The sequence below is a fragment of the Bradyrhizobium sp. genome, assembly GCF_030646015.1.
Lineage (GTDB): Bacteria > Pseudomonadota > Alphaproteobacteria > Rhizobiales > Xanthobacteraceae > Bradyrhizobium.
Genome location: NZ_JAUSLT010000204.1, coordinates 1 through 11818, shown reverse-complemented (window position 1 = coordinate 11818; position 11818 = coordinate 1). Strand labels below are relative to the sequence as shown.

Here is an 11818-nt window from a genome sequence, read left to right as displayed (position 1 = left end):
ATCGCGTTCGCCTGGCGGGTGCGCTGGCCCAAGGACAAGGGCCTCGTCATGACGCCGGGTGGGTGAGGGCGCGGCGGACAATCACCTCTCCCCGCTTGCGGGGAGAGGTCGAAGCCGAAGGCTTCGGGTGAGGGGGACTCTCGACAAACTCGCTCGCTGAGAGTCCCCCTCACCCCGACCCTCTCCCCGCAAGCGGGGAGAGGTGATTGTCCGCCGCGCCCTCACCCACCCGGCGTCATGACGACGCCCTTGTCCTTGGGCCAGCGCACCCGCCAGGCGAACGCGATGTCCTTGACCTCGCCCGGCTTGGCCTCGAACGCCCATTCCAGCACGCCGCGCCGCTCCCGCAGATTGGTTGCGGTCGGCGGGGTGGTCGACGGCAGCATCTCGACCTGGATTTCCTCGTTCTCGCTGACCGGTAGCTGGTCCTCGACCGCGATCCTGATCGGGAAGTCATGGCCGTTGCGCACGGTGGTCTTGAAACTGCGTTCGTCGGTCTTCGACGTCGTCACGATCAAGCCCGCCGATCCCTCGTTGCGTTTGACCACGGTGCGCTCGATCTTGATCTTGTCGTCGGCGCCGAAACCGAGCCGCACCGGCTCGCCCTTGGCCGCGCTCGCCATCTGGCCGCGGCCGACAAATACGCCGTCGCGATAGATCGAGACCCGGCCCGGCAGCAGCGGCGCATCCTCGCCCTGCACGAAACGGGCTTCCAGAAACGCCGAGGGATCCCTGACCGGCGCGGAGCGCACCGCCAGGTCGGGCGCGATGGTCGCGGTGGAAACACGCAGGCTCTTGGCGCCCTCGCTGGCGCCAAGGCTGACACGGCCGGGAATCCGGAACGTGACCTGGAAACCGCCGACTTCGACCGCGGCCTCCTGCTCGTCGGCGCGCCTGGCAACGGATTCCGCCGCCATCGGGGCCGGCATCGGCGCCTGCATCGAGCGAGGCTTGGCGGCATCCGAGAGGGCGCCCCCGACCAGCGGGCGCGGCGGTTGCGGATACTGCACGATCAGCGAATTCAGCTCGGGCGCGCTGCCGCCGCGCGCGGTCCGGACGGTCGAGACCGCCAGTGCGACGTTCGACCAGTCCTCGCCCGTGGTCTGCGTGATCTCGGCGCGGCGCACCAGTTCGAGCCCCGGCTTGCGGTCCTTCGTTCCGGTGTCGAGCCGGGCGTCGTACAGCGGCGCCCAGCGCGCCTGGCGCACGGCGTAGGTCACCCGCAGCGTCGCCTTTGCAGCCGTAGCGGCGGCGAGATCAATCCGGACCTCGAGCTTGTTCGGCGGCTTGGTCGCGCGGTCGGATTCCAGCCGCGCGATTTCGCGGTCGATGTCGCGCTGCTTGCGTTCGGCGTCGCGGATCGCGGCGTCCGCGCTGGCGACTTCCTCGGCGACCGCGGCAAAGGCCGCGCGCCACTCGGCCAGCGGACGCGCCTCGCCCTTCTCGCCGAGCCCTGCGGGAGAGGATTCAGCAAAGCGCTCGGCAAATTTGCGGCGCGCGGTGGCGGCGTTGATCGCACCGCCAAGATTGGCGCGCTCGTCCTTCAGCGCCTCGATGCGCTTGTCGAGTTCCGGCAGGTTGACCGGGGGTGCTGCACGCGGCGGCCTTGTATCGATGGCGCCGATGGTGAACTTCGCGCCCGCCTCGCCCTCGACCCGCAGCGAGGACGGATCCAGCGTCAGCGGGAAGTCCTTTGCCACCAGCGTGCTGTCGCCGGACGGCAGGTCGAGCGTGATCAGGCGCGTCACGCTGGCGCCATCGGGATAGACCGTGACGGCATCGACGGCCGAGGTGGCCGCGAGTTCGGCCGCCTGCGCCGGCATGGCGGCAAGGCCGGCAAGTGCCACCAGGCTGGTAGTTGCAAGAATGTTCGCAATCGTTGGCATGAATTTCCTCCCTCAAATCCCAGCGCGGCGCACGCAAGGCCCTTGCCCGGTCCGGCGCGCCGGACAGGCAAAGGCCGCATCACCACCTGTGATGAGACGCCGCGGCCATGGAACCGGTTCGATTGAGGTAACGTTAAGGCGCGGCCAAGGCGGCGCGGCGGCGGTCGTCGGAGTGACGGCCGGAAAGTACTTACCCTCCCCTGGAGGGGGAGGGTCGACGCGAATGAAATGAGCGGCGGGGTGGGGTGACTGTCTCTCGCCCCGAACGGTGCCCGAGTTGAGAGACCGTCACCCCACCCCGTCTCGCATTTCGCTGCGCTACATGCGAGCCGACCCTCCCCCTCCAGGGGAGGGTAAGGGTCACACGCGCCCCTAAAACACCAGCGCCTTGGCCTGCTTGACCTGCGGCAACGCCTGCACATTGGCGAGCACCTCCGCCGGCACCGCGCCGTCGACCTCGACCAGCGCGATGGCGTCGCCGCCCGGCGCGTTGCGGCCGAGGTGGAAGGTTGCGATGTTGAGTTTGGCGTCGCCGAGCAGGCCGGCGAACTTGCCGATGAAGCCGGGCTTGTCTTCGTTGGTGACGTAGATCATCGACTTGCCGAATTCGGCGTCGACCCGGATGCCCTTGATGTCGACCAGCCGCGGCTTGCCGTCGGCATAGACGGTGCCCGACACCGAGCGCTCCTGCCGCTCGGTGGTGACGGTGACCGTGATCAGGCTTTCGTAATCGCTCTGCGCCGCGCGCACGATCTCGTCGACCACCATGCCGCGCTCCTTCGCCACCACCGGCGCCGAGACCACGTTGACGTCGCCCAGCATCGGCCGCAGCAGGCCCGACAGCGCCGCCGAGGTCAGCGCCTTGATCTTCATTTCGGCGACGTGGCCCTCATAGGTGATCTGCACCTTCAGGATGCCGCTCTCGGTGAGCTGGCCGGCGAACGAGCCGAGCTTCTCGGCCAGTTCAATGAACGGCTTCAGCTTCGGCGCCTCTTCCGCCGTGATCGACGGGAAATTGACCGCGTTGGAGATCGCGCCGCTCAGCAAATAATCCGACATCTGCTCGGCCACCTGCAGTGCGACGTTCTCCTGCGCCTCGGTGGTGGCAGCACCCAGGTGCGGCGTGCAGATCACGTTGGGATGCCCGAACAGCACGTTCGTGGTGGCCGGCTCCTCGACGAACACGTCGAACGCGGCGCCCGCGACATGCTTGGAATTCAGGGCATCGACCAGCGCCTGCTCGTCGACCAGCCCGCCGCGCGCGCAGTTGATGATGCGCACGCCCTTCTTCAGTTTCGCCAGCGCCGCCGCGTCGAGAATGTTTTTCGTCTTCTCGGTCAGCGGCGTATGCAGCGTGATGAAATCGGCGCGCTTGAGCAGTTCCTCAAGCTCGACCTTCTCGACGCCGATATCCTTGGCGCGCTCCGGCGACAGGAACGGATCGAACGCGATCACCTTCATGCGCAGCCCCAGCGCGCGGTCGGCGACGATCGCGCCGATATTGCCGCAGCCAATCACGCCCAGCGTCTTGCCGGTGATCTCGACCCCCATGAAGCGGTTCTTTTCCCACTTGCCGGCCTGGGTCGAGGCGTCGGCCTGCGGAATTTCGCGCGCCAGCGCCAGCATCAGGGTGATGGCGTGTTCAGCGGTCGTGATCGAATTGCCGAACGGCGTGTTCATCACGATGACGCCCTTGGCCGTGGCGGCGGGAATGTCGACATTGTCGACGCCGATGCCGGCGCGACCGATCACCTTCAGCCGCGTCGCCTTCTCGATGATTTTTGCCGTGGCCTTGGTCGCCGAGCGGATCGCCAGCCCGTCGTAATTGCCGATGATCTCGGCGAGCTTGTCCTTGTCCTTGCCGAGGTTGGGCTGGAAATCGACGTCGATGCCGCGATCCTTGAAGATCTGCACGGCAGCGGGCGACAGCGCGTCGGAGATGAGAACTCTGGGTTTTGTCATGGGATGTGATCCGTGATGGACGGTGCATTTGATATCGTCACCCGCGGGCTTGACCCGCGGGTCCATCTTCTTGGATGGATGGCCGGGTCAAGCCCGGCCATGACGATGATGGGACAATTGAGAGAAGCTACGCGGCCTTGGCGAGCGACGACTTCATCTCCGCGAACGCCCAGTCGATCCACTGCGTCAGCAGTGCGACGTCGCCGGCTTCCACCGTGGCACCGCACCAGATCCGCAGGCCCGCGGGCGCATCGCGATAATGCGCGAAATCGTAACCGGCGCCTTCCTTCTCCACCAAAGCGACCAGCTTCTTGGAGAAATCGGCTTGCGCATCCGCGCTCAGCGACGTGATGGCGGGATCGACCACCTTCATGCACACCGAGGTGTTGGAACGGATCGCCGGATCTTTCGCCAGGAAATCGATCCACGGTGTCTTCGCCTTCCAGTCGGCCAGCACTTTCGTATTCGCGTCGGCACGCGCCATCAGGCCCTTGAGGCCGCCGACCGACTTCGCCCAGTTCAGCGCGTCGAGATAATCTTCCACGCACAGCATCGAGGGGGTGTTGATGGTCTCGCCTTCAAAGATGCCCTCATTGAGCTTGCCGCCCTTGGTCATCCGGAAGATCTTCGGCAGCGGCCAGGCTGGCGTGTAGCTCTCGAGCCGCGCCACCGCGCGCGGTGACAGCACCAGCATGCCGTGCGCGGCTTCGCCGCCCAGCGCCTTCTGCCAGGAGAAGGTCACCACATCGAGCTTGGCCCAGTCGAGTTTTTGCGCGAATGCCGCCGAGGTAGCGTCGCAGATGGTCAGGCCTTCGCGGTCGGCGCTGATCCAGTCGGCATTGGGAACCCGCACGCCAGAGGTGGTGCCGTTCCAGGTGAAGACGATGTCGGAAGCGGGATCGGCCCTGGAAAGATCGGGGATTTCGCCATAGCCGGCATGCAGCCTGGTGACGTCCTTGAGCTTCAATTCCTTGACGATGTCGCTGACCCAGCCCTCGCCGAAGGATTCCCAGGCGATCGTGGTCACCGGGCGCGCGCCGAGCAGCGACCACAGCGCCATTTCGACCGCGCCGGTATCCGACGCAGGCACTATGCCGATCCTGTAACCGGCGGGCACTTCAAGCACTTCGCGCGTCAATTCGATCGCGAGCTTGAGCTTGGCCTTGCCGATTTTCGCGCGGTGCGAACGGCCGAGGGCGGCGTCTTTGAGATTTTGGGGGGTCCAGCCGGGGCGCTTGGCACAGGGGCCGGAGGAGAAATGCGGCACGTTGGGCCGCAATGCGGGCTTCGCAGCAGTCATGTTCTATCCTTCCAGATAGCTAGCCTCCCGTTGGGGGGAGGTGTCCCGCCGCGGTCATTAGGGGAAACGCCTGAAATCGTCAAGAAACTTTCGGCCGAGCAGGAAATACACCGGGGGATCGGGCACGATCCCGGGATCACAGGTCGGTGATGGCTCGGCATCCCGGCGCCATCGTCGCAGCGATTTGCGAATCCAGATGCCGGAATCGAAACGCCCTAGCGCGCCGGCGGCAACCCGAGCGCCCGTTCGGCCTCGCCGATCCAGCGCCGGATGGAGGCATAGCCGTCGAGGTGGAAGCCGCCCTCGTGCGCGACCCGCGTATAGGCCAGCAGCGAGACGTCGGCGAGCGTGACCGCGTCGCCGGTCAGGAACGGCGTCAGGGCGAGTTGATGCTCCATTCGCGCCAGCGCGAAATAGCCGCGCTTGATCTTGTCCGGATCGAGGTCAGAGGCCGCCTTGCCGAGATACACCATCTGGAACCGGCACACCGCGACATAGGGCTCGTGGCTGTATTGTTCCCAGAACAGCCACTCATCCATCTTCGCCGCGGTGAACGGGTCGGCCGGAATGAGATCGCTGCCGCGGGCGAGGTAACGAATGATGGCGTTGGATTGAGCCAGTACGCCGCCGTCGTCGAACACGACCGTCGGAACCTGGCCCGCGCCGTTGAGCTTGAGAAACTCCGTGGTGCGGGTCTCGCCCTTGAGCGTATCCACGCTGATCCACTCATAGGGCAGCGCGAGATGATCGCAGACCCATTTCACCTTCAGGCAATTGCCGGAATTGGTATCGCCGTAGATCTTCATGGCTGGCCACCGTTCTCAGGAGAACGCTAGACCAGCAGCCGAAATCCGTCCTGTCAACAGGTTCGGAGAATGCGACCCTTCGGTCAGAACTTGTAGCCGAGGCCAGCGCGGACGGTATTGACCTGCGTGTCGACCGAGGCTGTGAAGCGGACATATTCCCACTCTGCCCGCAGAAACAGACCTGCCGTCAGCATCACGTCAACGCCAAGCCCGCCGGAATAACCATAAATCAGGTGACTGTAGACGCCGTCCGTGGCGCTCAAATCGAACGGGATATCTTGAAAGCCGGGAGCCGCGCTCGCGTTGACCGAGCGCCCGTGAATACGGGCCGTCTTGGTGATGTTGGCTTGCCCGAGCGCAACGGCGCCGAACATATAGGGCAGAAACGAGCCGAAGGCGTAGCCAGCACGAAGACGCAGCGTTGCCATATCGGAAATCGCCATCGAACTCGTGCTGTCATAGGTGACGTCGTTGGTATAACCGAGGGAATCGACGAAGGAGCGGCTCATCGTGCCGGTCGCCGACCCGCCGAACTTGCCATGCACGTAATTGGCCTCAAGGCCGATAACAACATCGTCCCATTGCGCGTTGTAACCAGCGAAGGCGCCATAGCCGTGACCGTGGGCCGAAACCTTGCCGCCACCCACCGGCCAGCTCGATATCCCGCCCGCGGCCTCCATCGCCGTATTGGCAAGCAAAGCAGCCGCAACCGTTCTCGTCGAACCGGTGAAATTCATGTCGGACGTGCCATAGCTTCCCTGGCCGCCGATGTAATAGCCCTGCCAGTAGACGGTACGAGTGGTCAGCCCGTCGCTGAAGGCGCCACGCAAGATCGGGAGATCCGACAGGTCGGCTGCCTCGGCGCAAGACGCCGTCCCGAACATCACCGCCGCCAGCAAAATCCTACGCATCGCAACACTCCATCGAACACACTCTGACTTGGCGTGATCATCCCCCGTTAACCTTAACCAATGGTTGTCGCGGGCGAGCGATCGGCCACTTCTGTTGTGAAAATCGCGATTCATCCCGCATCAAATCCGGCAGCGGGCTCCTGCTAAATCAGCCCGGCCGCGCAAAACAAAACGGCGCGGGAAGATCCCGCGCCGTTAAGAAGTGTTAAGCGATGAGGCTTCGATCAGCCCTTGCGCATCAGCGGCGGCGCGTAGACCGGCGGGCTGCTCAGATCCCAGCGCACGCCGAGCTTGAGGTCATGCGAGGTGATGTTCTTGAAGGTCATCGGGTTGTTTACGTTGTTGACGCCGTCGAAGGTGCGGAGGTCGCCGGTCAGGCCGTCGCCCATGTCGAGATAGCGGTAGGCCAGTTCGACGGTGAAGTTCGGCGTAACCTTGTAGGCGACACCGGCGTGCACCGCCCAAGCCAGATTCCATTTCGCCACACTGTCGCCGTAGGCCAGACCCGGCAGCGCGCCGGCGCCATTGTTGGCGATGCTCTGGTCGGTGAAGCCGTTGATGGCGACCCGCGCGCCGCCGACGCCGGCGCCGATGAACGGGGTCATGCACCACCAGGTGCCGAGATCGACATAGGCGTTGCCAAGCACCACCCACTCGTTCTTGGTGGCGTGATAGGTGTCGGTGCCGATGCCGCCGGGATAGGTGATGTTGTCCTTGCCGAAGTACTGCGAATTGCCGCGATACTCACCGGTGATGTCGGCGCGGAACCAGTTGTTGACCTTGTAACCGACGCCGAGGCCGAAGATGCCCGCGGTGTTGAAGTTGTGGGTCTGGCTCTGGGTGGTAAGACCTGCATCGAGCGCGTTGTTGAGGCGCTCGACTTTCTGATTGCTGAATCCGATATCGCCGCGCAGGTACCAACCGCCGAAGTCTTCGACGACCGGAGGCGGCGCGTATGCCGGCGGCGGCATGATGGCCATGTCGGCGGCAAACGCCACCGACGACAACATTGATGCCGCTCCGGCGGCAACGAGAAACTTAACGCTACGCATTGGCTTCGTCCTTTTGTCCGGTGAGGCAGACAACGGAGGCCTCACATCAAAAACTCACGGTCGGACGATGCCTCAAAATACTTAAGCGCCACTTAACCCTAATTATTAAGGTTGATAATCCGTTGCAAACGGCCTGCCCCGCATGCGCGGGCCGGCAGCGAGATCATGCGGAATTTCAATAATTTGGCACGCCACCGCACGCGACAAATACGAGTTGCATTTTTTCGATCGCGCTTGTGAAAATCTTCGCAGCGACGAAACCGGTAGCGCAAGAAATGGCGGAACCGACACAATCGCTAACAATGTGTTGACGGAAATCCCGCGCTCCCCGCGCGAACCGCCGGCGTTAGCGTGCCGCTTTCGGCATCTTCGGCAGGAACACTGCGAGCAATCCGATCGCAGGCAGGAATGCGCAGACGTGATAGACGAATTCGAGGCCGGTATGATCGGCGACCCTGCCGAGCACGGCGGCGCCGACACCGCCGATGCCGAATGCAAATCCGAAGAACACCCCGGAGATCATCCCGAACCGGTGCGGCACCAGTTCCTGCGCAAACACGATGATCGACGACGTCGCCGAGGAAATGATCAAGCCGATCAGCACCGTCAACACCGCGCTGCCCAACAGCCCGGCATAGGGCAGCGCCAGCGTGAACGGCAGCGCGCCGAGGATGGAGAACCAGAGCACGTATTTGCGGCCGAAGCGGTCGCCGAGCGAGCCGCCGAAGAAGGCGCCGGCGGCGTTGGCGGCGAGAAACAGAAAGAGATAGAGCTGGGCCTGCTGGGTCGAGACCTGGAACTTCTCGATCAGATAGAAGATGTAATAGCTCGACAGGCTCGAGACATAGAGCTGCTTGGAGAACAGCAGCGCGACCAGCACCATCAGCGCGATCTTGACCCGGCGCGAACTCGGCGCGTCCGGATGCGACGGCGGCGGCGTCTTCCTGGTCGTGATCTGCGGCCGGTACCACAGCCCGATCCGCCACAGGATGATGATGGCCAGGAACGCGATCGATGAAAACCAGGCGATGCTGGGCTGGCCGAACGGCACCACGATCAATGCGGCGAGCAGCGGGCCCATCGAAGTCCCAAAGCTGCCGCCGAGCTGGAATACCGATTGCGCGAAACCGTAACGCCCGCCGGAGGCCAGCCGGGCGATCCGCGCCGACTCCGGATGAAACACCGCCGAGCCGAGCCCGACCAGCGCCGCCGCGATCAGGATCACCGGGTATTGCTGCGCGACGCTGAGCAGCAGCAAGCCGAAAAACGTGAATCCCATGCCGATGGCGAGCGAGAACGGCTGCGCCTTCCTGTCGGTGAAATGTCCGATCACCGGCTGCAGCAGTGACGCGGTGAACTGGAACGCCAGTGTGATCATGCCGATCTGCGCGAAGTCCAGCGCGTAATTTTCCTTCAGAATCGGATACACCGATGCGATCAGCGACTGCATGGTGTCGTTGAGAAAATGCGACAGGCTGATGCCCACCAGCACGACATAGACCGGCCCCGTCGCGGCGGCGGTCTTCGCGGCGGGCGGCGTGACGTCGGACACCACCACCGGCGCGGCCAGCGTTTCTTCACTGACGATGACGGGCTTGTTCAACGGCCAAAATCCCGGATTCGGAAGAGCAATCACTCCTCCTACGACGGCCGCACCGCGCCCACCAGCGCCAATCGATAATGGCTGCGATGCGATAGCGGGCGCTTTCTTACCTCGCCCCGCAAGCGGGGCGAAGGAGAAGTTCAGGCGGCGGCGGCGTGGCCCAGCGCGGAGACGATGTGGTCGACCACTTCCTCGACCAGGATGCGGTCATCGCCCTCGCCCATCACCCGGATCACCGGCTCGGTGCCGGAGGAGCGCACCAGCAGCCGGCCATGGCCGTTGAGCCGCTTCTCGCCGTCCACGATGGCGGACTTGACCTCGGCGTCGTCGAGCGGCTTGCCGCTGCGGTAGCGCACGTTCTTCAGGATCTGCGGCAGCGGGTCGAAGCGGTGGCAGACCTCCGATACCGGGCGGCGCAGCTTTTGCACCACCGCCAGCACCTGAAGTGCTGCGACGAAGCCGTCGCCCGTGGTGGCATAGTCGGACAGGATGATGTGGCCGGACGGTTCGCCGCCGACATTGTAGCCGCGGCTCAGCATCTGTTCGAGCACGTAGCGGTCGCCGACCGGCGTGCGGATCAGCTCGATGCCCTGCCCCTCGAGGAAACGCTCCAGCCCGAGATTCGACATCACGGTGGCGACGATGCCGGGCTTGGCGAGCCGGCCGTCTTCCTTCCAGCTTTGCGCGATCACCGCCAGCAGCTGGTCGCCGTCGACGATATGTCCGCGCTCGTCGACCAGGATGACCCGGTCGGCGTCGCCGTCGAGCGCGATGCCGATATCGGCGCGCATCTCGCGCACCTTGCGGCTCAGCGCTTCCGGCGAGGTGGAGCCGCATTCCTTGTTGATGTTGAAGCCGTCGGGTTCGACCCCGATAGAAATGACGTCGGCGCCGAGCTCCCACAACGCTTCCGGCACCACCTTGTAGGCCGCACCATTGGCGCAATCGATCACCACGCGCAGGCCGTCGAGGCTGAGATCGCGCGGCAGCGTGCGCTTGGCGAATTCGATGTAGCGGTCATGGACGCCGTCGATGCGGCGGGCGCGGCCGAGGCTGGCGCTTTGCGCCAGCCGCTTGTCGAGGGACTCGTCGAGCAATTGCTCGATCTGCTTTTCGACGTCGTCGGATAGTTTGAAGCCCTGCGGACCGAACAGCTTGATGCCGTTGTCCTCGAACAGATTGTGCGAAGCCGAAATCATCACGCCGAGATCGGCGCGCATCGACTTCGTGAGCATCGCCACCGCCGGCGTCGGCATCGGGCCGAGCAGCAGCACGTCCATGCCGACCGAGGTGAAACCGGCCACCATGGCGTATTCGATCATGTAGCCGGACAGCCGCGTGTCCTTGCCGATCACGACGCGGTGGCGATGCTCGCCGCGCTGAAACACCAGACCGGCGGCCTGCCCGACCTTGAGCGCCAGCTCCGGCGTAATCAGACCGTTGGCACGGCCCCGAATCCCGTCCGTCCCGAAATATTTGCGGCTCATGTGACCCCCAGCATCGTTGCGGCTTCTCCAACCATCCGGCGAGAAGCCGCGAACGCCCGCCTATCATAGCGTGCAGGGGGTTATAATCCTCCGGGCCTAAAATGGCTTCAAATAATATGATGAATCATTACCGGCCGTGAACCCGTAGTTAAACGCTTAACATACTGCTATCGCAGGAATTATTCCGTCGGCGGAACCTGGCCAGGGCGCCGGTCAGTCGCTGCGCTTGACGTGGTGGTCGGCCTTCGAGGGCGCCGGCTGGGTGACATTGACCGGATCCGAACCCGGAAAGGTCTCCTCCAGCCCCTCCTCGAGGGCCCGGTCCAGCCGGCGCTTTTCGGAGGCTTCGGCGTCGTTGGGAGCGGCGCGTGGTTTGGTCATGGCATACCCTGCTGACGGGTTTCGGGCGCGGCGATTTTGCCGGGGCGTCAAGCGTGCTAGATGATCAGTCAAACTGACGAATACAAGATGGGCCCCGGGGACACGCGCATGAAACACATCACCTGCATCGAGGATCTGCGTCAGGTCCACAAGCGCAAGGTACCGAAGGCGTTTTTCGACTACGCCGATCGCGGCTCCTATTCCGAGGACACGCTGCGCGCCAATGTCGACGACCTGCAGCAGATCAAGTTCCGCCAGCGCATCCTGGTCGACGTCTCGAAGCGCGATCTTGCCACCACGATCCTGGGCGAGCCCGCCGCGATGCCGTTGATCCTGGCGCCGGTCGGGCTCACCGGCATGCAGTATGGCGACGGCGAAATCCACGCCTGCCGCGCCGCGCAGGCCGCCGGGGTGCCCTACCCCCTGAGCA

At 64.3% G+C, this 11818-nt stretch carries 10 protein-coding genes; 1 reads left to right on the top strand and 9 read right to left on the bottom strand.

Features of this window, described 5'->3' with window-relative positions:
* Positions 1–221: 221 nt before the first annotated feature.
* The 9 genes from Q7T45_RS28885 to Q7T45_RS28845 form a co-directional block, all read right to left on the bottom strand.
* Positions 222–1886: a mucoidy inhibitor MuiA family protein gene (locus tag Q7T45_RS28885; protein WP_304875588.1), complete on the bottom strand. Its 1665-nt coding sequence runs from the start codon at positions 1884–1886 to the stop codon at positions 222–224.
* Between the two features lie 372 nt (positions 1887–2258).
* Positions 2259–3848 (bottom strand): phosphoglycerate dehydrogenase, encoded by a 1590-nt coding sequence (gene serA, locus Q7T45_RS28880; protein WP_304875586.1) that lies wholly within the window; start codon positions 3846–3848, stop codon positions 2259–2261.
* A 127-nt stretch (positions 3849–3975) separates the two neighbouring features.
* The gene (locus tag Q7T45_RS28875; protein ID WP_304875584.1) at positions 3976–5148 is read right to left on the bottom strand and encodes a phosphoserine transaminase; all 1173 of its coding nucleotides are present in this window, start codon (positions 5146–5148) and stop codon (positions 3976–3978) included.
* 215 nt (positions 5149–5363) lie between these two features.
* Positions 5364–5954, bottom strand: coding sequence for a glutathione S-transferase family protein (locus Q7T45_RS28870; RefSeq protein WP_304875582.1), 591 nt, complete (start codon positions 5952–5954; stop codon positions 5364–5366).
* A gap of 83 nt (positions 5955–6037) precedes the next feature.
* Positions 6038–6865 (bottom strand): outer membrane protein, encoded by an 828-nt coding sequence (locus tag Q7T45_RS28865; RefSeq protein WP_304875580.1) that lies wholly within the window; start codon positions 6863–6865, stop codon positions 6038–6040.
* Between the two features lie 224 nt (positions 6866–7089).
* Positions 7090–7917 carry an outer membrane protein gene (locus tag Q7T45_RS28860; protein ID WP_304875579.1) on the bottom strand — a complete coding sequence of 276 codons (828 nt, stop codon included), beginning with the start codon at positions 7915–7917 and terminating at the stop codon, positions 7090–7092.
* A 346-nt stretch (positions 7918–8263) separates the two neighbouring features.
* The gene (locus Q7T45_RS28855) at positions 8264–9520 is read right to left on the bottom strand and encodes an MFS transporter (protein ID WP_304875578.1); all 1257 of its coding nucleotides are present in this window, start codon (positions 9518–9520) and stop codon (positions 8264–8266) included.
* 140 nt (positions 9521–9660) lie between these two features.
* A complete protein-coding gene (gene glmM / locus Q7T45_RS28850) occupies positions 9661–11007 on the bottom strand; it encodes a phosphoglucosamine mutase (RefSeq protein ID WP_304875577.1) in 1347 nt (448 codons plus the stop codon).
* A 213-nt stretch (positions 11008–11220) separates the two neighbouring features.
* Positions 11221–11388 (bottom strand): hypothetical protein, encoded by a 168-nt coding sequence (locus tag Q7T45_RS28845; RefSeq protein WP_304875576.1) that lies wholly within the window; start codon positions 11386–11388, stop codon positions 11221–11223.
* 108 nt (positions 11389–11496) lie between these two features.
* Here Q7T45_RS28845 and Q7T45_RS28840 point away from each other — a divergent pair.
* Positions 11497–11818: alpha-hydroxy-acid oxidizing protein (locus Q7T45_RS28840; protein ID WP_304875574.1), on the top strand; the 322-nt coding region annotated here is incomplete at its 3' end.

What these genes read in the sequence shown, in the direction of transcription:
- Q7T45_RS28870 (WP_304875582.1), bottom strand. Translation starts at nt 5,954, where the DNA reads ATGAAGATCTACGGCGATACCAATTCCGGCAATTGCCTGAAGGTGAAA.
- glmM (WP_304875577.1), bottom strand. Translation starts at nt 11,007, where the DNA reads ATGAGCCGCAAATATTTCGGGACGGACGGGATTCGGGGCCGTGCCAAC.
- Q7T45_RS28885 (WP_304875588.1), bottom strand. Translation starts at nt 1,886, where the DNA reads ATGCCAACGATTGCGAACATTCTTGCAACTACCAGCCTGGTGGCACTT.
- Q7T45_RS28865 (WP_304875580.1), bottom strand. Translation starts at nt 6,865, where the DNA reads ATGCGTAGGATTTTGCTGGCGGCGGTGATGTTCGGGACGGCGTCTTGC.
- serA (WP_304875586.1), bottom strand. Translation starts at nt 3,848, where the DNA reads ATGACAAAACCCAGAGTTCTCATCTCCGACGCGCTGTCGCCCGCTGCC.
- Q7T45_RS28860 (WP_304875579.1), bottom strand. Translation starts at nt 7,917, where the DNA reads ATGCGTAGCGTTAAGTTTCTCGTTGCCGCCGGAGCGGCATCAATGTTG.
- Q7T45_RS28875 (WP_304875584.1), bottom strand. Translation starts at nt 5,148, where the DNA reads ATGACTGCTGCGAAGCCCGCATTGCGGCCCAACGTGCCGCATTTCTCC.
- Q7T45_RS28845 (WP_304875576.1), bottom strand. Translation starts at nt 11,388, where the DNA reads ATGACCAAACCACGCGCCGCTCCCAACGACGCCGAAGCCTCCGAAAAG.